Source organism: Amycolatopsis sp. NPDC114504 (assembly GCF_055633595.1).
The window spans coordinates 908,929-926,609 of the sequence record NZ_JBVKDU010000003.1; the positions used below are offsets into that span (position 1 = coordinate 908,929).

Annotated in this window: 23 protein-coding genes; 12 read left to right on the forward strand and 11 right to left on the reverse strand. The window is 70.9% G+C overall.

The annotated features are described in order from the left end of the window. The first annotated feature begins 1 nt into the window (after position 1). Entirely contained in the window at positions 2 to 1,417 is a 1,416-nt protein-coding gene (locus ACZ7PG_RS25705; protein WP_470241624.1) for a bis-aminopropyl spermidine synthase family protein, read from the forward strand. A gap of 53 nt (positions 1,418 to 1,470) precedes the next feature. Here ACZ7PG_RS25705 and ACZ7PG_RS25710 read toward each other — a convergent pair whose 3' ends face one another. Then, complete coding sequence (locus ACZ7PG_RS25710; protein WP_470241625.1) at positions 1,471 to 2,652, reverse strand: NAD(P)-dependent malic enzyme; 1,182 nt, start codon at positions 2,650 to 2,652, stop codon at positions 1,471 to 1,473. Between the two features lie 356 nt (positions 2,653 to 3,008). On the opposite strand from ACZ7PG_RS25710, the gene ACZ7PG_RS25715 reads away from it, so the two are divergent. The 3 genes from ACZ7PG_RS25715 to ACZ7PG_RS25725 all read left to right on the forward strand — a co-directional run bounded on the left by ACZ7PG_RS25715 (position 3,009) and on the right by ACZ7PG_RS25725 (position 4,525). Then, complete coding sequence (locus tag ACZ7PG_RS25715; RefSeq protein ID WP_470241626.1) at positions 3,009 to 3,614, forward strand: dTDP-4-dehydrorhamnose 3,5-epimerase family protein; 606 nt, start codon at positions 3,009 to 3,011, stop codon at positions 3,612 to 3,614. A gap of 66 nt (positions 3,615 to 3,680) precedes the next feature. Continuing rightward, on the forward strand, positions 3,681 to 4,094 hold the full coding sequence (locus tag ACZ7PG_RS25720) for an SRPBCC family protein (protein ID WP_470241627.1): 414 nt from the start codon (positions 3,681 to 3,683) through the stop codon (positions 4,092 to 4,094). Further along, positions 4,091 to 4,525 (forward strand): MarR family winged helix-turn-helix transcriptional regulator, encoded by a 435-nt coding sequence (locus ACZ7PG_RS25725; protein ID WP_470241628.1) that lies wholly within the window; start codon positions 4,091 to 4,093, stop codon positions 4,523 to 4,525. Before ACZ7PG_RS25720 ends, ACZ7PG_RS25725 begins: the two co-directional genes overlap by 4 nt. Here ACZ7PG_RS25725 and ACZ7PG_RS25730 read toward each other — a convergent pair. Beyond that, positions 4,515 to 6,125 carry a GMC oxidoreductase gene (locus ACZ7PG_RS25730; protein WP_470241629.1) on the reverse strand — a complete coding sequence of 537 codons (1,611 nt, stop codon included), beginning with the start codon at positions 6,123 to 6,125 and terminating at the stop codon, positions 4,515 to 4,517. The genes ACZ7PG_RS25725 and ACZ7PG_RS25730 overlap by 11 nt on opposite strands. A gap of 137 nt (positions 6,126 to 6,262) precedes the next feature. On the opposite strand from ACZ7PG_RS25730, the gene ACZ7PG_RS25735 reads away from it, so the two are divergent. Next, the gene (locus tag ACZ7PG_RS25735; protein WP_470241630.1) at positions 6,263 to 6,931 is read left to right on the forward strand and encodes a hypothetical protein; all 669 of its coding nucleotides are present in this window, start codon (positions 6,263 to 6,265) and stop codon (positions 6,929 to 6,931) included. On the opposite strand, the gene ACZ7PG_RS25740 is transcribed toward ACZ7PG_RS25735, so the two are convergent. Beyond that, on the reverse strand, positions 6,928 to 7,401 hold the full coding sequence (locus ACZ7PG_RS25740; RefSeq protein ID WP_470241631.1) for a hotdog fold domain-containing protein: 474 nt from the start codon (positions 7,399 to 7,401) through the stop codon (positions 6,928 to 6,930). The two genes, ACZ7PG_RS25735 and ACZ7PG_RS25740, sit on opposite strands and share 4 nt — an antisense overlap. Positions 7,402 to 7,483: 82 nt before the next feature. Here ACZ7PG_RS25740 and ACZ7PG_RS25745 point away from each other — a divergent pair, with 82 nt between their 5' ends. Next, the gene (locus tag ACZ7PG_RS25745; protein WP_470241632.1) at positions 7,484 to 8,074 is read left to right on the forward strand and encodes an acid phosphatase; all 591 of its coding nucleotides are present in this window, start codon (positions 7,484 to 7,486) and stop codon (positions 8,072 to 8,074) included. A 1-nt stretch (position 8,075) separates the two neighbouring features. Beyond that, the gene (locus tag ACZ7PG_RS25750) at positions 8,076 to 8,558 is read left to right on the forward strand and encodes a GNAT family N-acetyltransferase (RefSeq protein WP_470241633.1); all 483 of its coding nucleotides are present in this window, start codon (positions 8,076 to 8,078) and stop codon (positions 8,556 to 8,558) included. 1 nt (position 8,559) lies between these two features. On the opposite strand, the gene ACZ7PG_RS25755 is transcribed toward ACZ7PG_RS25750, so the two are convergent. Further along, positions 8,560 to 9,030, reverse strand: a complete 471-nt coding sequence (locus tag ACZ7PG_RS25755; protein WP_470241634.1) for a hypothetical protein — start codon at positions 9,028 to 9,030, stop codon at positions 8,560 to 8,562. Between the two features lie 325 nt (positions 9,031 to 9,355). On the opposite strand from ACZ7PG_RS25755, the gene ACZ7PG_RS25760 reads away from it, so the two are divergent. Further along, entirely contained in the window at positions 9,356 to 10,282 is a 927-nt protein-coding gene (locus ACZ7PG_RS25760; RefSeq protein WP_470241635.1) for a diacylglycerol/lipid kinase family protein, read from the forward strand. A gap of 274 nt (positions 10,283 to 10,556) precedes the next feature. Beyond that, entirely contained in the window at positions 10,557 to 10,811 is a 255-nt protein-coding gene (locus ACZ7PG_RS25765; RefSeq protein WP_043777259.1) for a WhiB family transcriptional regulator, read from the forward strand. Positions 10,812 to 11,119: 308 nt separating this feature from the next. On the opposite strand, the gene ACZ7PG_RS25770 is transcribed toward ACZ7PG_RS25765, so the two are convergent. Both ACZ7PG_RS25770 and ACZ7PG_RS25775 read right to left on the reverse strand, forming a co-directional pair. Further along, positions 11,120 to 12,640 (reverse strand): sensor histidine kinase, encoded by a 1,521-nt coding sequence (locus ACZ7PG_RS25770; RefSeq protein WP_470241636.1) that lies wholly within the window; start codon positions 12,638 to 12,640, stop codon positions 11,120 to 11,122. 3 nt (positions 12,641 to 12,643) lie between these two features. Next, on the reverse strand, positions 12,644 to 12,856 hold the full coding sequence (locus ACZ7PG_RS25775) for a biotin/lipoyl-binding carrier protein (protein WP_323323221.1): 213 nt from the start codon (positions 12,854 to 12,856) through the stop codon (positions 12,644 to 12,646). Between the two features lie 101 nt (positions 12,857 to 12,957). Between ACZ7PG_RS25775 and ACZ7PG_RS25780 the strand changes: the two genes are divergently transcribed. Further along, complete coding sequence (locus ACZ7PG_RS25780; RefSeq protein ID WP_098515123.1) at positions 12,958 to 13,032, forward strand: 50S ribosomal protein bL37; 75 nt, start codon at positions 12,958 to 12,960, stop codon at positions 13,030 to 13,032. A 65-nt stretch (positions 13,033 to 13,097) separates the two neighbouring features. Here ACZ7PG_RS25780 and rsrA read toward each other — a convergent pair whose 3' ends face one another. Together rsrA and ACZ7PG_RS25790 are read right to left on the reverse strand one after the other, a co-directional pair. After that, positions 13,098 to 13,418 carry a mycothiol system anti-sigma-R factor gene (gene rsrA, locus ACZ7PG_RS25785; protein WP_470241637.1) on the reverse strand — a complete coding sequence of 107 codons (321 nt, stop codon included), beginning with the start codon at positions 13,416 to 13,418 and terminating at the stop codon, positions 13,098 to 13,100. After that, entirely contained in the window at positions 13,415 to 14,038 is a 624-nt protein-coding gene (locus tag ACZ7PG_RS25790) for a sigma-70 family RNA polymerase sigma factor (RefSeq protein ID WP_155541117.1), read from the reverse strand. Before ACZ7PG_RS25790 ends, rsrA begins: the two co-directional genes overlap by 4 nt. Before the next feature lie 193 nt (positions 14,039 to 14,231). Here ACZ7PG_RS25790 and ybaK point away from each other — a divergent pair, with 193 nt between their 5' ends. Further along, a complete protein-coding gene (gene ybaK, locus ACZ7PG_RS25795; RefSeq protein ID WP_470241638.1) occupies positions 14,232 to 14,708 on the forward strand; it encodes a Cys-tRNA(Pro) deacylase in 477 nt (158 codons plus the stop codon). A gap of 72 nt (positions 14,709 to 14,780) precedes the next feature. Here the strand turns inward: ybaK and ACZ7PG_RS25800 are convergent, their stop codons facing one another. Genes ACZ7PG_RS25800 through ACZ7PG_RS25810 form a run of 3 tightly spaced genes read right to left on the reverse strand, consistent with a single transcriptional unit; the run spans position 14,781 to position 16,490 of the window. Then, positions 14,781 to 15,104, reverse strand: a complete 324-nt coding sequence (locus tag ACZ7PG_RS25800; RefSeq protein WP_470242409.1) for a Pycsar system effector family protein — start codon at positions 15,102 to 15,104, stop codon at positions 14,781 to 14,783. 22 nt (positions 15,105 to 15,126) lie between these two features. Next, positions 15,127 to 15,735 carry an alpha/beta hydrolase family protein gene (locus ACZ7PG_RS25805; protein WP_470241639.1) on the reverse strand — a complete coding sequence of 203 codons (609 nt, stop codon included), beginning with the start codon at positions 15,733 to 15,735 and terminating at the stop codon, positions 15,127 to 15,129. After that, positions 15,732 to 16,490, reverse strand: a complete 759-nt coding sequence (locus tag ACZ7PG_RS25810) for an SOS response-associated peptidase (protein WP_470241640.1) — start codon at positions 16,488 to 16,490, stop codon at positions 15,732 to 15,734. The genes ACZ7PG_RS25805 and ACZ7PG_RS25810 overlap by 4 nt, the downstream gene beginning before the upstream one ends. A gap of 108 nt (positions 16,491 to 16,598) precedes the next feature. Between ACZ7PG_RS25810 and rsgA the strand changes: the two genes are divergently transcribed. Beyond that, entirely contained in the window at positions 16,599 to 17,621 is a 1,023-nt protein-coding gene (rsgA, locus tag ACZ7PG_RS25815) for a ribosome small subunit-dependent GTPase A (protein ID WP_470241641.1), read from the forward strand. Positions 17,622 to 17,681: the final 60 nt, after the last annotated feature.

Consider the following 17,681-nt stretch of genomic DNA (forward strand, 5'->3'; position numbering starts at 1 on the left):
CGTGAAGGCACTCGACGACGTCCTCGCCGCGCACGGCGTCGGCGTCCGCCCGCTGTACCGCGTCATCGACCTCCTGCGCACCGGCGACCACGACCTCGGCGAGCTGGTGCGGCTGAGCACGGCGCCGCGGCGCAGCGTGGAGGACGTCCTGGCCGCGCTGGGCGACGACCTCGACCGCAGCGGCGACCGGCTGCGGATCTCCCCCGGCGTGGCCGCGTCGTACCTGGAGTACACCGCGCCCCGCTACGCCGACCCGCTCGACGAAGCCGTCGCGACGCACGAGCTGCTGCCGAAGGTCGCCGAGTGGGTCGCGGAGGTGCCGCCGCCGCTGGCCGCGCTCGACCACGTGCAGGCCACGCCGGAGACGGTGCTGCGCCGCGCGTTGTGGCTGGACGCGCGGTACGACCTCGCCTCGGCGAGGCTGCTGTTCCTCGGCGACCACGACCTGACGTCGCTGGCGGTGCACGCGGTCTGCCCGGCGGCGTCGCTGACGGTCGTCGACCTCGACGAGCGCGTGCTGGCCTACCTCGACGAGCGCGGCGGGCGCGAGATCGCCACCGCCCACGCGGACCTGCGCGTCGGCCTTCCGACGGCCTTCAACGGCGGCTTCGACCTGGTGTTCAGCGATCCGCCGTACACGCCCGAGGGCATGGGCCTGTTCGCGGCGCGCGGGGTGCAGGCGCTGCGGGAGCCGTCCGAGGGACGGCTGCTGTTCGCCTACGGCTACAGCCCGCGGCACCCGGCGCTGGGCGCGCAGGTGCAGCGGTCGCTGGCCACCCTCGGGCTGACGTTCGAAGCGATCCTGCCCGACTTCAACCGCTACTTCGGGGCGCAGGCGATCGGCAGCGCGGCGGACCTGTACGTCTGCCAGCCGACCGCGAAGGCCAAGAAGATGCGTGGTGGCAAGGGGAAGTCCGCGATCTACACGCACGGGCCGCAGTCGGTGGAGGCGACCGGGACGAAGCCGGCGCTGCTGGACAAACTGAAGGAGATCGCCGTCGCGGGCGGGCTTTCGCCGGAGACGCGGCCGGTGGACTGGTCGATCTCCGGCCCCGAGGGCGACGCGGTCGCGATGGACCTCTCGGCCGACCCGGGCCCGTGGCTGCTGCGCACGCTGCTGGGCACGAACGCCCGGCGCCTGGCGCTGCTGGTGCCGAACTCGCACCCGGACCTGGCCGACGAACGGTCCCAGACGGCGCTGGCGGAGCTGATCCGCGGGAAGTACACGCTGCGGTACCTGCGCAGCACGCCGGACAACCGGCACGCGGTGGTGGTCGCGGACGCCGTCGAGCACCAGGAAGAGGTGCTCACGCGCGCACACGCCCGGCTGGCGAACGTCTCCCTCGACGTCCCCGCCGACCTGACGGACCTGCGCCTGGTCGACGTCCCCCGCCACCGCCTCACCGAACTGCTCTGAACACGCCGAAGGGCGGCACTTTCCCGTGAAAGTGCCGCCCTTCGAACCAAACGTCAGTCCGTGACGCCGTCGGCCTGCGCGGCCTTCGCCACCGCCGCGGCCACCTCGGGGGCGACGCGCGGGTCGAGCGGCGAGGGCACGATCCGGTCCGGGCCCAGGTCGTCCATGGCCACCGACACGATCGCCTCGGCGGCCGCCAGCTTCATGCCCTCGGTGATCGCCCGCGCGCCGGAGTCCAGCGCACCGCGGAACACGCCGGGGAACGCCAGCACGTTGTTGATCTGGTTCGGGAAGTCGCTGCGCCCGGTGGCCACGATCGACGCGTAGCGCGCCGCCACCTCGGGGTGCACCTCCGGGTCCGGGTTGGACAGTGCGAACACGATGCCGCCGCCCGCCATCCGGCCGAGCAGCGTCTCGTCGATGGTCGCGCCGGACAGGCCGAGGAACACGTCGGCGCCTTCCAGCGCCTCCGCCAGCCCGCCCTGGAGGCCGGCCTTGTTCGTCGTCGCGGCCAGGCGCGCCTTGATCGGGTTCAGGCCGTCGCGGTCCGGGTGGATGATGCCGCGCGAGTCGAGGACGGTGACGTCGCCGATGCCGGCCTCCTGCAGGATCCGCGCGCAGGCGACCCCCGCCGCGCCGGCGCCGGAGACGACCACGCGCTGGTCGGCGATCGCCCGGTCGAGGACCAGGTTGGCGCCGCGCAGCGCGGCCAGCGTGACGATCGCCGTACCGTGCTGGTCGTCGTGCATGACCGGGCAGTCCAGCGCCTGCTTGAGCTTGTCCTCCAGCTCGAAGCACCGCGGCGCCGAGATGTCCTCCAGGTTGACGGCCCCGAAGGACGGCCGCAGCCGCACCAGCGTCTCGACGATCTCGTCGACGTCGGTGGTGTCGAGCACCAGCGGGATCGAGTCGAGCCCGCCGAAGGTCTTGAACAGGACCGACTTGCCCTCCATGACCGGCAGCGACGCGCTCGCGCCGATGTCGCCGAGGCCCAGCACCGCCGTCCCGTCGCTCACCACGACGACGAGCCGGTCCGCCCACGTGTAGCGCTTGGCCTTGGCCGCGTCCTCGGCGATCGCGCGGCTCACCTTCGCCACACCGGGGGTGTACGCGATCGAAAGGTCACGCGGGCTGGAAATCGGGCGGGTGGCCGCCACCGAGAGCTTGCCGCCCTCGTGCCCGGTGAAGATCTCTTCGTCGGTGACCGGCGCTCCGGCACCGGTGGGGTCGCTCATGGGGATTCCTGTCGTCGTTTCCGTCATTCCCCCAGTGGGAATGACGGAACTCGCGGATCGGACTTGGGTCACTGGAATTTCTCCTGGGCATGCGAGACGGGACCACGGCTACAGGGGAAACCGTGGTAGTTCCCGGCACGGCAGCCCAGCGCGGTAGCGCCGGCCTGTCGGCGAGGCGTCACGTCGGCCATCGGTGCCGTGGGTCTGGCGATGGCCGCGGACGCGGCGGTCCAGTCAGTGTGACAGGTCTTGTCCAGTAGGTGACCCCTCGGTGCGGTTGACGTCACACCGGACCCCTATTCCGGCAATTGCCAAGACGTCCGTTCGGTTTTTTAACCGCCCGATATGGTGACGCCATGGAATTCCGCCGGCTGAGCGTCCCGGACGCCTTCGAGTTCTCCCCCCGGGCGTTCCCCGACGATCGGGGCCTGTTCGTCGCCCCCTTCCAGGAGGAGGCCCTGCGCGAAGCGGTCGGGCACCCCCTGCGGCTGGCCCAGGCGAACCACAGCGTGTCCCGGCGCGGCGCGATCCGCGGCATCCACTTCGCCGACACGCCCCCCGGCCAGGCGAAGTACATCTACTGCGCGCGCGGCTCGCTGCTCGACGTCGTCGTGGACCTCCGCGTCGGCTCGCCGAGCTTCGGCACGTGGGACGCCGTCCGGCTCGACTCCGAGCGGTTCAACTCGGCGTACCTCGCCGAAGGTCTCGGACACGGCTTCATCGCCCTCGAAGACGACACGGTGATGGCCTACCTGTGCTCCGAGCCGTACAACCCCACGGGCGAGCACGGCATCACCCCGCTCGACCCGGCGCTGGGCCTGCCCTGGCCCGCGGACATCGAGCCGATCCTGTCCGCGAAGGACCGCGACGCCCCCACGCTGGCCGAAGCCCAGGAGCAGGGCCTGCTGCCGTCCTACCAGGACTGCGTCGCCTATTACGACAAGCTGCGCTCGGCGAACTGAGCCCCGCACGACCGGGTCCTCGCGACCCTCTTGCCAAAATAGTATGCGCGCATATAGTCTGCCCGCATGGCACTTTACGAGTACGAGCACAGCGAGACCTCCTCCGCACCCGCCGCCGCGATCTGGCCGCTCTGGGCCGACACCGCCCGCTGGCCCGAGTGGGACGCCGGCGTCCGCTCGGTGGTCATCGACGGCCCGTTCGCCGCCGGGACCAGCGGAACCATGACGATGGACGGCATGCCGCCGATCCCGTTCACACTGACCGAGGTCACCGAGGGCCGGAGCTTCACCGACGAGACCCGCCTGCCCGACGCCCACCTGCGGTTCGAGCACGTCCTGACCGACGTCGACGGCGGCACGCGCATCACCTATCGCGTCACGATCGACGGGCCCGAGGGCTTCGGCGAGCAGGTCACATCGGACACTCCGGAGGCGATGCAAGCGCTTGCGCGGCTGGCTGAGGCAAGCTCGCGGGTATGACCGCCCCGGAGTCCCGCCTGCCCGGCCCCGAGCGCAGCCCCGGCTTCCTGCTGTGGCACGTCACCCTGGCCTGGCAGCGGGCGATGCGGGCCGCGCTGGCCCCGCACGACCTCACGCACGTCCAGTTCGTGCTGCTGACCACGACGTGGTGGCTCACCCGCTCGGGCGAGCCACCCACGCAGCGACAGCTGGCCGAGCGGGCCGGCACGGACACGATGATGACCAGCCAGGTCGTCCGCAAGCTCGCGGACCGCGGCCTGCTCGCGCGCGCCGACGACCCGGCCGACGCGCGCGCGAAGCGCCTCGAAGTCACCCAGGCCGGCCTGGATCTGGTCGCGAAGGCCCTGAAGGACGTCGAAGCAGCCGACGCGTCCTTCTTCGAAGCCGCCGACGACGGCTTCGTCGACTCACTGGCGAAGCTCAGCCCCTGAAGTCTTCGGCGAGGACGCGCTCGATGTTGCGCTCTGCCAGCGCCGTGATCGTCACGAACGGGTTGACGCCGGTGCTGCCCGGGATGAGCGAGCCGTCCGTGACGTACAGGTTCCGGTAGCCCTTGACGCGGCCGTAGTCGTCGGTGGCCTCGCCGAGCACCAGCCCGCCCAGCGGGTGGTAGGTGAAGCGGTTCTCGAACGCGCGGGTGTCGCCGAAGAGGTCGTAGCGGTAGATCGTCTTGTTCGCCCGGTTGACCTTGTCGAACAGCGCCTTCGCGGCGTCGATCGACGGCTGCCCCTGCGACGCCGTCCAGTGCAGCTTCGCCGAGTCGCTCGCCGCGTCGTAGGTGAAGTGCCCGCGTTCGGGGTTCTTCGTGATCGCCAGGTAGAGACTGACCCACGTCTCGATGCCGGCGGGGACCGGCGCGATCTCGGCGAACGCCGGGTGCACGGGGTCGGCCCGGTTGTCGATGCCGAGCGCGGGCATGCCGGACTGCAGGCCGCCGGTGGTGTCCCAGACGTGGTTGGCGCGCCCGCACATGACGTTGCCGTTGGTGCCCCAGCCCCGCCCGACGGCCTCGCCCAGCTCCGGGAGCCGTCCGGTGTCGCGGGCGCGCACCAGCAGCTCGGTCGAGCCGACGCTGCCCGCGCCGAGGAACAGGTGTTTGGTGTTCACGTGCCGCGCGCCCAGGACGGTGCCGTGCTCGTCGATCTCGCGGACGACCAGCGTGTACGTCCCGTCGGGCTGCTGAAGGATCTCGCGGACCTCGCGCAGCGTCTCGATGGTCACCCGGCCGGTGCCGAGCGCGGCGGCCAGGTAGGACTTGTCGAGCGAGCGCTTCCCGTGGTTGTTGCCGTAGATGACCTCGGACGCGTCCGCCGAGCGCGGGACCTCGCCCGCTTCTTCGCGCCGCAGGTAGTCCATGTCGTACACGCTGGGCACGAACACCGTGCCGAACCCGGCCTTGCGCGCGGCCTTCCGGGAGACGCGGGCGTACCGGTACGACCGGCACGTCTCGAACCAGTCCGGGTCGACGACGTTGACGCCGAGAGCCGCGTTGGCCCGCGGGAAGTACTTGCCGTACATCTCGGCGGCGTCGACCCGCGGCAGGATCTCCTCGATGTACGAGCGCTCCGGCGTCACGGCCATCGCGCCGTTGACCAGGGATCCGCCGCCGACGCCGCGGCCGAGGTACACCTCCATGTCGCCGTAGCTCACCCGGTCGAGCACGCCGGCGTGGCGCCCGATGTCGCGGTTGGCCAGGTCGAGCCAGAGGAACGACGCGAGCGGCGCTTCGGTGCGGTCCTTGAACCACATCGCCCGCTCGTCCGGCTCGAGCATCGAGCAGAAGACCTCGCCGTCGGCGCCGGGCGTGGTCCACAGCTTGCCCATCTCGAGCATCAGCGTGGGGATGCCGGCCTCGCCCAGCCGCAACGCCGTGACGGCGGCGCCGTAGCCGGTGCCGATGACGACCGCGGGCGAGTACTCCGGGAGCGTCGACGCGGCGGCGGGCCGCGTCGAGACCGTGGTCAGCCCGAGGGCGGCGGCGGAGTTCAGGGCGGCGAGGCCGAGGAACCGGCGGCGGGAGAAGGCAGACATGGTCCCGAGCATGCCCGAGTTCAGTAAACAGCGTTAACTAAAAGGAACACGTTTCACCCGGTCGAGGGAAATTTCCGGTCTTCCCCTGGGGGCGATCCCGGATGTCCGCGGTCCCCGGCACGAGCAAGCTCACCGGCATGAAACTTCTCGCACTGGGGGCGGCCGCGGTCGCCGTCGCCACACTGGGGGTCATGCCCGGGACGGCGTCCGCCGACGAGCTGCCGACGTTCGACTTCACGGACTGCCCGGCACCGCCCGCGAACGCCGACCCGGGCACGTGGCGCTGCGAAGCCTTTGTCTCGCAAGGGAAACTGACGATCGACGGCAAGGAGATCCCGCTCGGGGAGGTGCGGCTGACCTTCAGCGAGGGCCGGGTGAACGGCCAGTACGCGCAGGTGTTCGGCTCGCTGCGGCACGCTCCCGCGCGCATCCCCGGCCTGGCCGGCGCCACGATCCAGCTGCGCTACGGCGGCTACTCCGACTTCCACAGCGACGACGTGCGCCGCGGCGAGCTCGACGTCTACGCCGTGGTGCGACACCCGTTGCTGCGCAAGGACTGCAGCATCGGCACGGCTTCGACGCCCCTGCACACGGTCGTCCACGACGACCCCTCGGTGCCCCCGCGGATCATCTCGGAGAACCCGCGAACGGCGTTCTCCGGCGTCATCGACGCGGACCTGGCCCTCCCCGCGACCCAGGGCTGCGGCCCGCTCGGCAAGCTCGTCGACCGGCGACTGGGCCTGCCGTCGCCGTCCGGCGAGAACGCGTTCCAGCAGGCGTCCTACGTGCAGTACAAGCCGCTCTAACGCTTTTTCGGCGTCACCCAGATCGTGATCGTCCCGGTGACCACCGGTTTGCCGCGCGTGTCCGAAATGGTCACCGGGACGTCGAGCTCGAACCCCTCGTCGCCGAACTCCGGCAGCTCGGGCAGCGACGCCACCGCGCGCAGGCCCGTCTCGGCCTTCGCGACGTACTGGACGTTCATGCCCTTCGGCAGCCATCGGTGCGTCGCGGGGACCGTCGCCTCGGCGAGCATGCCCATCGCGATCTCGGCGAGGTTGCAGGCGGCGATCGCGTGGAACGTGTGGATGTGGTTGTAAACACCCCACCACTTCGGCGCGGTGACCTCGCAGTGGCCCGGCCGCAGCTCGCGCACCGAGGGCAGCACCGTGCGGAAGTACGGCACGCGCAGGCACATCGCGGCGCTGAACAGCTGTTTCCCGCCCGGCTTGGCGGCCAGCTTGTGCCACAGCGCGAACGTCGACGTGTCAGGCATGGGGTCTCCTCGAGCTAAGCTACTGCTCAGTAGCCAAGCAGACGACCGGCCGCCGCGCAAACCGCCGGATATATTCGCCCGTGTGGCGAACCGTCTCTTCCTCCTCCGGCACGGTCAGACCGAATGGTCGGTGAACGGGCGGCACACCGGCCGCACCGACATCCCGCTGACGCCGGCCGGGGAAGGCCAGGCGCTGGCCGCGGGCGGCACGCTCCGGAGCCTCCTCGGCGGGCCGTCGCTCGTGCTGTCGAGCCCGCGGGCCCGCGCGCTGCGGACCGCCGCGCTGGCCGGCCTGCGCGTCGACGAAGTCACCGAGGACCTGTCCGAATGGGACTACGGCGAGTACGAAGGCATCACCACGCCGGAGATCCGCGAAACCGTGCCGGGCTGGACCGTGTGGACCCACCCGATCCCCGGCGGCGAAAGCGCTTCGGAAGTCTCCGACCGCGCGGACCGCGTGCTGGCGCGCGCCCGCGCCGACATCGAGGCCGGCGACGTGATCCTGGTCGGGCACGGGCACTTCAGCCGCGTGCTGGTGGCCCGCTGGATCGGCCTGCCCGCGACGTCCGGTGTCCACTTCGGACTGGACGCGGCCGGCATCGCGGTGCTCGGCGACGAGCGCGGCGAACCCCAGATCGAACACCTCAACCTGCCCCCCGCCCTGGAGGACTGACGTGCCCGACGACCGCATCCGCCGGATCCGGCCCGACGACGTCGAGGCGGCCGTCGGCCTGGCGTACGCGCTGGCCGACTACGAGCGCGCCCCGGACGAGTGCCACCTGACGGCGCCGCAGCTGCACGAGGCGTTGTTCGGCGAGGCACCGAAGCTGTTCGGGCACGTGGCCGAAGTGGACGGCGAGATCGCCGGCTTCGCGGTCTGGTTCCTCAACTACTCGACGTGGCGCGGCGTGCACGGGATCTACCTGGAGGACCTGTTCGTCCTGCCGTCCCACCGCGGGTCCGGCCTGGGCAAGGCCCTCCTGGCGGCGCTGGCGGCGGAGTGCGTCGCGAACGGCTACGGCCGGCTCGAGTGGTCGGTGCTGGACTGGAACCCGGCGACGGAGTTCTACAAGGCCCTCGGCGCGGTTCCGATGGACGAGTGGACGGTCAACCGCCTCGCGGACGCACCCCTGCGAGCCCTGGCCGCCCAGGCGTAGCTCAGTCCTCTTCGTGGCCTTCGCGCTCGGCGCGGCGGCCGGCGAGGCCGCCCCGCTCGGCGGCTTCGGTTTCCGACTCGCCTTCGCGCAGGCCCAGCGCCCAGGCCCGCGACGGCGCGCGGAACAGCAGCACCAGCGTCGCGATGCCGAACAGCGCGATCGGCACGCCCCACGCCGGCTCGCCCGACGGGCCGAGCAGGTACCAGCCGAGGCCGATCACGATCAGCGCGATCACCACCCCCGGCGAGCGCGCCCACGTCTGCCCCAGCACCAGTCCGCCGGACGCGGCCAGGAACGCCAGCGCCACCACGATGAACGTGCCGGACTCGACGTAGACGTTGTTGCCCGGCTGCGCCGGCGAGCCCAGGCCGTTCACCAGCACGACCACCCCGAACACCAGCAGGGCGAGCGACGGCACCGCGGTGACCACGCCGGCCAGCCGGACCTCACGGGGAGCGGGCGAGAGCTTCACTGCGGCGGCCTTCCGGAAATCTTTTTCACGGGAGCACAGTGGACTCGACCAGGGCGAGTCACCGTGCGTGAGCTGATTCGATCGTATGCCACCCGGTCGGCCGTTTTCGCGGGACCGCCCGGGCGCTGAGAATTCAGGTGTCGTCGATGAGCGGGCGGTCGGCCCGGGTGCACTTGTCACGACGAGCGGACAACTCGTCACGCGAAGGAGGGCCGCCCGGCACAGGGTCACAGGTGCTGTTCGGAGCGTTGCCGGACCGGTGCTTCCGGTCACCTTGCGCCGTCGAGAGGTTCTCGGGGCGGTGAGCTTCACCTACCCTGCGGTAGTGCGCGCAATCCTCGTCGTGAACCCCCAGGCCACCTCGACCACCGCCGGTGGCCGGGACGTCCTGGCGCACGCACTCGCCAGCCAGGTCAAGCTCGACGTGGTCGAAACGGACTACCGCGGGCACGCCATGGCCATCGCGCGCTCGGCCGCGCGGGACGGGATCGACCTGGTCGTGGCCCACGGCGGCGACGGCACGGTCAACGAGGTCGTCAACGGCCTGCTGGCCGACGCGGACGGCGATCCGACGCAGATCGGGCCGGTTCCCGCACTGGGCGTCGTGCCCGGCGGCTCGGCCAACGTCTTCGCGCGCGCCCTCGGCATCTCGGCGGATCCCGTCGAAGCGACCCACCAGCTGCTCAACGCGCTGGAGAACGACCGCTCGCGCCGGGTCGGGCTCGGCCTGGCCGACGGGCACTGGTTCACCTTCAACTCCGGGCTCGGCTGGGACGCCGACGTCGTCGGCCGGGTCGCGAAGCGCCGCGGCAAGCAGACGACCGCGGGCCTCTACATGAGGGCCGCCGTCCGCTCCTACTTCCGGCCGCCGCTGGGCCGGCCGGCCCTGACCATCCGCGTCCCGGGTGAGGAACCCACCGAAGCGCTGACCGCTTTCGTGTCGAACACCGATCCGTGGAGCTACCTGGGCGAGCGTCCGGTCCACCTCAACCCGGGTTGCTCCTTCGAGACGGGATTGGGTTTGTTCGCGTTGAACGGTCTGGGGTTGCCCACGGTGTTCAAGCATGTACGGCGTGCTTTGGCTACGAAGAGCAACCAAAAAGGCCGACGTCTCGTGCGTCACGATGACCTGCCGATGATCCGCATCGACGCAGCTGAACCGGTAAACTTCCAGGTGGACGGCGACCTCGTCGGCCAGCGGACCAGGGTGGAATTCTTCAGCGTCCCGAATGCACTCACGGTAATCGTGTGACGACGGGACCGCTGATCGCCTGCGGCAAAGTGCAATCTGCCGTTCGTCGACGCAGAGGCTCCACTCACCGCATCAGCCTTCCCTTCGAGTGGCTGTTTCGGAGAGAAACCGCAGGTCAGAAGCGTCGCTCGGCCGGGTGAGCTGACTCACCGATCTTCAAGAAACACTTGTCGAACGCGGTGCTTCGTGAAAGCATTCACAAGCACCCAAGAACACGACCGCCATTGACGACTGTGGCGCGGCCCTCCCGCGCCATATGAAGGAGCTCACGAACATGGACTGGCGCCACGACGCGGCCTGCCGAGACGAGGACCCCGAGCTGTTCTTCCCGGTGGGAACCAGCGGTCCTGCTCTGTCGCAGGTAGCTCAGGCGAAGGCCGTGTGCCACCGCTGCCCCTCCGCTTCCGACTGCTTGGCCTGGGCTTTGGCCAGCGGCCAGGACGCCGGCGTGTGGGGCGGCATGAGCGAAGACGAGCGACGCGCGCTCAAGCGCCGCCGTACGCACATCGGCACGCGTACCAACGCCTGAAGTTCTTCTCGAAGCACCAGCTTTACCCGAACCGCAAAGGACTTTCACCCGGCGGGCATTGTCGTGCCCACGCCGTCTGGGGTGATACCTACCCGGTTCAAGTTTAACAACCGAGGCGAAACCACCCGGCAACGGGTGCGCTGAAACCTCACCAGGACTTCAAGTCCTCCCGCGAACGTTGAACGGCCCGGCACACGAGCACGACGTGCCGGGCCTTCAACGTGTAAACGATCCCTCCCGCGACCCGCACCCGATCACGTTCACCGGAACGCGGATGCCCGACGGTGATCGAGTCCAAACGCGACGGTCTACAAGCGCCTCGAAAGAGGGATGCGCAGCGCGGCTTCGGTTCCCGTCACCCGGCTGGACGACGCCTCGGCGTGCACCTTCCGCAGCGACAGCGAGCCCCGCAGCTCGGACTCCACCAGCGTCCGCACGATCTGCAGGCCCAGGCCGTCCGAACGCTCCAGCGAGAACCCCGCCGGCAGGCCGCGCCCGTTGTCGCGGATGACGACGTCCAGCCAGCGGGCCGAGCGCTCGACGATCAGCTCGACCTTGCCCGACCGGCCCGCCGGGAACGCGTGCTCGATGGCGTTCTGCACCAGTTCGGCCAGCACCATCACCAGCGGCGTCGCGATCTCCGCGACGACCACCCCGAACGAGCCCTTCCGCTTCAGCCCGACCTGCGACTCCGCCGTGGCGACCTCGCCGACCATCGGCAGCACGTTGTCGAGCAGCTTGTCGAGGTCGACGCGCTCGTCCACCGAGATGGACAGCGCCTCGTGCACCAGCGCGATCGACGTCACCCGGCGCACCGACTCCGCCAGGGCGAGCCGCGCCTCCTCCGACGATGTCCGCCGGGACTGCAGGCGCAACAGCGCCGCCACCGTCTGCAGGTTGTTCTTCACCCGGTGGTGGATCTCCCGGATGGTCGCGTCCTTCGACAGCAGCGCGCGGTCACGGCGTTTGACCTCGGTGACGTCGCGGACCAGCACGAGCGCGCCCGCCGCCTGCCCCGCCGGCCGCAGCGGCAGCGCGCGGAACAGCACCACCGCACCGCGCCGCGAATCGGCCTCCGTGCGGCTCGACGGCTTCCCGTCGAGGGCCTCGATGATGCGGTGCGACACCTCGGTCGCGTCGAACGGGTCGCGGATCAGCGACCGCGTCAGCGGCGCCAGCCGGGTGCCGACCAGGTCGGACTCGTGTCCCATCCGGTGGTAGGCCGACAGGCCGTTCGGGCTGGCGAACACGACGGTGCCGCTCGAGTCGAGCCGGATCAGCCCGTCCCCCACCCGCGGCGACGTGTGCGTGTCGGTCGCGTTGGTGCCGCTCGGCGGGAACGTGCCGTCGACGATCATCTGGCACAGGTCGCCGGCGCTGCCCAGGTACGCGATTTCGAGCGGCGAGGGCACGCGCGGCGCGGCCAGGTTCGTCTCGCGGCTCATCACGGCGACGACGTCGTCGTGGAAGCGCACCGGGATCGCCTCGCGCCGCATCGGCAGGTCGCGGTACCAGTGCGGGTCCTCCTCACGGCAGATCCGCGCCTCGCGCATGGCCTTCGCCAGCTGCGGGTGCTCCTCCACCGTGAACCGCGTGCCCACGACGTCCTCGGGGTGCGCGGTGGGAGCCGTCGTCGGCCGCGCGTGCGCGACGCACACGAAGTCGCCACCGTCCGGCTGCAGGTCCTCGGTCACCGGGACCCAGAGCAGGAAGTCGGCGAAGGACAGGTCGGCCAGCAGCTGCCACTCCGCGACGACGGTCTGCAGGTGGTCCGCGGCCTCCCCGGGGAGGCCGGTGTTGTCGGCGAGCAGTTCGGCGAGCGTCGACACGGGTTACTCGACCGTCCCGAGGACGTCACCCTGCTGGACCCGGTCGCCCTTCGCCACGGCGAGGCTGGTCAGCGTGCCCGCCTTCGCGCTCACGGCGGGCAGCTCCATCTTCATCGACTCCAGGATCAGCACGGTGTCCCCCGCGGCCAGCGCGGCGCCCGGCTCCGCGACGACCTGCAGCACGGTACCGACCATTTCGGCCCTGATCTCGGCCATCCGGCACCCCTCCTCGCGCTCGCCCGGCCACCCCATCCAACCAGAACGGGACGTCATGACACACTTGAGAGGTTGACCAGCTTTGACGACGAGGAGTGAACATGTCGAAGCGCGCCCGCAAGCGTCGCGACCGCAAGAAGAACGGCGCGAACCACGGCAAGAAGCCCAACGCCTGATTCCCGGCGTGCGGCATGACGAAGGCCCCCACACCGGGTGTGGGGGCCTTCGTCGTGCTCGGGCGCTATTCGGAACGCTGCTCGAGGGTGATCTCGGTGCGTTCGACGGTGACGCCGCCGCGCGTGGCGACGGTCTGGCGAATCGACGCCCGCAGCCGGCTCTTCAGCTCCGCCGGGGCGTGGTCGCCACCGCACTTGCGGGCCAGCAGCTGCTTGATGTGCTCGTCGATGCCGTACTCCTCGAGGCACGGCGGGCAGTCCTCGATGTGGGCGCGCAGCGCGGCGTCCCGCTCGGGACCGCACTCGCGGTCGAGCAGCAGGTAGATGTCGGCGAGCGCCTCTTCGCAGCGGACCTTGTCCGACGCGCCCTCGCACATGTCGTTCATCGCCCCGCCACCTCTTCCTTGGCACCCCGGATGAAACCGCGCTCGCGCGCAACGTCGGCGAGCAGGTCGCGCAGCTGGGCGCGGCCGCGGTGCAGGCGGGACATCACGGTGCCGATGGGCGTGTCCATGATCTCGGCGATCTCCTTGTACGCGAAGCCCTCGACGTCGGCCAGGTAGACCGCCAGCCGGAACTCCTCGGGCAGCTTCTGCAGGGCGGCCTTGACGTCGGTGTCGGGCAGGTTGTCCATCGCCTCGACCTCGGCCGAACGCAGCCCCACGGAGGTGTGGCTCTCCGCCTTGGCGATCTGCCAGTCGGTGATCTCTTCGGTGGGCTGCTGCACGGGCTGGCGCTGCCGCTTGCGGTACCCGTTGATGTAGGTGTTGGTGAGGATGCGGTACATCCACGCCTTGAGGTTCGTACCGGCCTTGAAGGACGCGAAGGCGGCGTACGCCTTCAGGTAGGTCTCCTGGACCAGGTCCTCGGCGTCAGCGGGGTTGCGAGTCATCCGCATCGCGGCCGAGTACAGCTGGTCGAGCAGCGGCATGGCGTCCCGCTCGAAGCGCTCGGCGCGCTCGGCCTCGGTCGCTTCTTCCGACGCTGGGTTCTGCGTGCTCGGCAAACCGTTCCCTTCCCGCTCGGCGTCGATGCGCGTGCGCGCATACGGCGACGTCGAGTTTACGCGGGGGCCGGGCACACCGCGGTTCGCCGGTGCCTCAGGGCGGCGGCGGCTGCGAGAGCGTGTGGTGGCGAGGGTTGGTGTCACGTCCGGTACAACCGATCGGGGGGTGCGGACATTCCCTAGACTCCGGCCCATGGCTGGCAAGGGCACCCCGGCGACGGCGTTGCTGGGGAAGCAGAAAGTGGCTCACACGCTGCACGCGTACGACCACGACCCGCGCGCGGAGTCGTACGGCCTGGAGGCGGTGGAGGCCCTGGGCCTGGAGCGCGCGAGGGTGTTCAAGACCCTGGTGGCCGAGGTGGACGGCAGGTTGGTGGTGGGCGTGGTCCCGGTCACGGGCCAGCTGGACCTGAAGGCCCTGGCGGCCGCGGCGGGCGGCAAGAAGGCCAAGATGGCCGACCCGGCGGCGGCCCAGCGGGCGACGGGGTACGTGCTGGGCGGGATCTCCCCGCTGGGCCACCGGAGCCGGTTGCCGGTGGTGATCGACGAGTCGGCGTCGACGTTCGAGACTGTTTTTTGTTCGGCCGGGAGGCGGGGGCTGGAGGTGGAGCTGGCCCCGGCGGAGCTGATCCGGCTGACCTCCGCGGTGGTGGCTCCGATCGCGGCTTGACCCGCCCGTCGGGTGCGGGGGCCGGCTACGGAAGCAGCAGGCCGGCGCGCGAGAAGACCCGGACGTGCCGGGTCAGGCTCGCAGCCGACTTCGGGCTCCGCGAGGATCGGCAGCGCCGCGGCGTGGTACTCGGCCGCCGATCCGAAGGCCGCGATCATGCCGTAGTGCGAAATGGCCTTCGTACCCCAGCCGTCGCGCTCTCGGGACGACCGTCCAGGCCGCAGGCAGGACGCTGGCAGCGGCGCGCGTGATCGCGACGGACACGCTCGGCGCAGGTGATCCGCGCAGCCGCGTCGCCGTCACCGCCAAGACCGCTCCGCCCGCGGCGAAGGTCGCTCCTGCCTCTGTATCGGCGGCCCGGATCCACTCGCTCACGATCTGCAGCGTGCGCCACAGGCGTCGTGCGCCTTGTTGCTGCTCAGGCCAGCGGGCGCAGCACCCGGGACAGCCACTCCGTCGCCGCCCGGGACACCGTCTCCAGGTCCTTCGACAAGCTGTGGTCGCCGTCCACCATCACGATCTCCTGGTGAGCCCCCACCTTCGGCCGGCCGAAGGGGTCGCGCTCGCCCTGGATCACCAGGGTCGGGACCTCCACCGCGTCGAACTCCGGCTGGCGGGTCTTCTCCGGGCGGCCCGGCGGGTGCTCCGGGAACGCCAGGCACAGCACCGCCACCGCCTGCCCGGCCGACGCCGTCCGGCAGGCCACCCGCGCGCCCGACGAGCGGCCGCCGAACACCAGGGGCAGCGCGTCGAAGCGCTCCGACAGCTCGTCCGCGATCGTCAGCCACGCCGTGTCCAGCTGGTTCGCCGGGGCCGGTGCGCGGCGGCCCGCCACCTTGTACGGCTGCTCGACCAGCGCCACGTGCACGCCGGCCGCCTGCGCCGCGCGCGTCACCGCGACCAGGTCCTTCGCGCCCAACCCTCCCCCCGCGCCGTGGCCGAGCATGAGGACCGCCACGCCCTCCTCGGCGCAGTGCAGGTAGACCCGGGCCGGGCCGTACGCGGTGTCGATCGGGAGGGCGGTCATGACTTCGGCGCGTCGAACAGCGCGCCCTCCTGCACCGGGTCGACGCGCTCCAGCAGCTCGGGCCCGTTGTTGCGGACGTTGTTGACCAGGGTCGAGATCGGCCGCAGCTCCAGCGACGAAACGATGTCGTCCGGCGTCGGCACCAGCAGGTCCTTGACGTCTTCGCGGTCCGGGTCCAGCCAGCCGTCCCAGTGCGAGCGAGGCACGATCAGCGGCATCCGGTGGTGGACGTCGGTGAGCTGGCCGGCGGCGTCGGTGGTGATGATCGAGAACGTGATCAGCGGCGACGCGTTGTCGTCGTCCTTGGGCCGCCAGCTCTCCCAGATCCCGCCGAACGCGATCGAGGAGCCGTCCGGCTCGGTCATGTAGAACGGCTCCTTCTCCTTGCCGGTGCGGCGCCACTCGAACCAGCCGTCGGCGGGCACCAGGCAGCGGCGGGACACCAGCGCGCGGCGGAAGGCGGGCTTCTCGGCGGCCGTCTCCGCACGCGTGTTGATCATCCGCGAGCCGACCGACGGGTCCTTGGCCCAGAACGGCACCAGGCCCCACTTCATCATCCGCAGCGACCGCTCGGCGGGCTCGTCCTCGAGCACCTGGCCGTCTTCGTCGCGCGGGTGCCGCTGGACGACGGTGACCACGCTCTTCGTCGGCGCGACGTTGTGATCGGCGCGCGCGTGACCCTCGGTGAGGTCGATCGCCTCGAACTCCTCGATCAGCTTCGCCGGGTCCTTCGTGGCGGCATAACGGCCGCACATGGCCAACCTCCTCTACCGGACAGGACGCCATCGTTACACGCAGGCCAGGGCCGTGGCGAGCGACGTGGGATCATTCGGGTGGGCACCGGTGCACGAGAGGACGAGGGTTTGGCGCGCAACGACTGGAGCAAGCTGGACGAGTCCGACGTCCGCGTGCGCCCGGGCAAGGGCACCAGGCCCCGCAGCAAGCGCCGTCCCGAGCACGCCGACGCCGTCAACGCCATGGTCATCGGCAAGGACCGCGGGCGCTGGACCTGCGCGGTCGACGCCGATCCCGACCGGGTGATCACCGCGATGCGGGCCCGCGAGATGGGGCGGACCCCGGTGGTCGTCGGCGACCGGGTCGGGATCGTCGGCGACGTCTCCGGCAAGCCGGACACCCTCGCGCGCATCATCCGCGTCGACGAGCGCACCAGCTCCCTCCTGCGCACGGCCGACGACACCGACCCGTTCGAGCGGCTGGTCGTCGCCAACGCCGAGCGCCTGCTGATCGTCACGGCGCTCGCCGACCCGCCGCCGCGCACCGGCTTCATCGACCGCTGCCTGGTCGCCTGCTACGCGGGCGGCGTCGAGCCGGTGCTGTGCCTGACGAAGGCCGACCTGGCCAGTCCGGACGAGCTCCTCGCGGGCTACGCGGGCCTCGACATCCCGGCGATCGTGACCCGCTTCGACGAGGAGCCCGAGGGCCTCGCCGAGATGCTCAAGGACCGGGTGACGGCGCTGGTCGGGCACTCCGGTGTCGGCAAGTCGACATTGGTCAACCGCCTGGTCCCGAACGCCGACCTGGCCGTCGGCGTGGTGAGCGGAGTCGGGAAGGGGCGGCACACGTCCGTCGCCGCGGTGGCGCTGCCGCTGCCGGACGGCGGCTGGGTGATCGACACGCCCGGCGTGCGGTCGTTCGGCCTCGCCCACGTCACCGCGGACGACATCGTCGACGCCTTCGAGGAGTTCGCCGCGGCCGCCGAGGAGTGCCCGTCGGGCTGCGGGCACCTGGGGCCGCCCGAGGACCCGGACTGCGCGCTCGATGACGTCGTCACCGACGGCACGGCACTCCCCGAACGGCTGGCGTCGCTCCGGCGGCTGCTGCAGTCCCGCGGCGGCCACGAAGTGACTCGCGTCACAGAATCCTGAGACAACCGGGAACCGAATGCGGATCGTCACCGTCACATCGGTAACCAATCGCCCGTTCGG

Excerpts from the sequence above, each read along its gene's own strand:
- ACZ7PG_RS25710 (WP_470241625.1), bottom strand. The coding sequence starts at position 2,652 with ATGAGCGACCCCACCGGTGCCGGAGCGCCGGTCACCGACGAAGAGATC.
- ACZ7PG_RS25715 (WP_470241626.1), top strand. The coding sequence starts at position 3,009 with ATGGAATTCCGCCGGCTGAGCGTCCCGGACGCCTTCGAGTTCTCCCCC.
- ACZ7PG_RS25720 (WP_470241627.1), top strand. The coding sequence starts at position 3,681 with ATGGCACTTTACGAGTACGAGCACAGCGAGACCTCCTCCGCACCCGCC.
- ACZ7PG_RS25725 (WP_470241628.1), top strand. The coding sequence starts at position 4,091 with ATGACCGCCCCGGAGTCCCGCCTGCCCGGCCCCGAGCGCAGCCCCGGC.
- ACZ7PG_RS25730 (WP_470241629.1), bottom strand. The coding sequence starts at position 6,125 with ATGTCTGCCTTCTCCCGCCGCCGGTTCCTCGGCCTCGCCGCCCTGAAC.
- ACZ7PG_RS25735 (WP_470241630.1), top strand. The coding sequence starts at position 6,263 with ATGAAACTTCTCGCACTGGGGGCGGCCGCGGTCGCCGTCGCCACACTG.
- ACZ7PG_RS25740 (WP_470241631.1), bottom strand. The coding sequence starts at position 7,401 with ATGCCTGACACGTCGACGTTCGCGCTGTGGCACAAGCTGGCCGCCAAG.
- ACZ7PG_RS25765 (WP_043777259.1), top strand. The coding sequence starts at position 10,557 with ATGGACTGGCGCCACGACGCGGCCTGCCGAGACGAGGACCCCGAGCTG.
- ACZ7PG_RS25775 (WP_323323221.1), bottom strand. The coding sequence starts at position 12,856 with ATGGCCGAGATCAGGGCCGAAATGGTCGGTACCGTGCTGCAGGTCGTC.
- rsrA (WP_470241637.1), bottom strand. The coding sequence starts at position 13,418 with ATGAACGACATGTGCGAGGGCGCGTCGGACAAGGTCCGCTGCGAAGAG.
- ybaK (WP_470241638.1), top strand. The coding sequence starts at position 14,232 with ATGGCTGGCAAGGGCACCCCGGCGACGGCGTTGCTGGGGAAGCAGAAA.
- ACZ7PG_RS25805 (WP_470241639.1), bottom strand. The coding sequence starts at position 15,735 with ATGACCGCCCTCCCGATCGACACCGCGTACGGCCCGGCCCGGGTCTAC.
- ACZ7PG_RS25810 (WP_470241640.1), bottom strand. The coding sequence starts at position 16,490 with ATGTGCGGCCGTTATGCCGCCACGAAGGACCCGGCGAAGCTGATCGAG.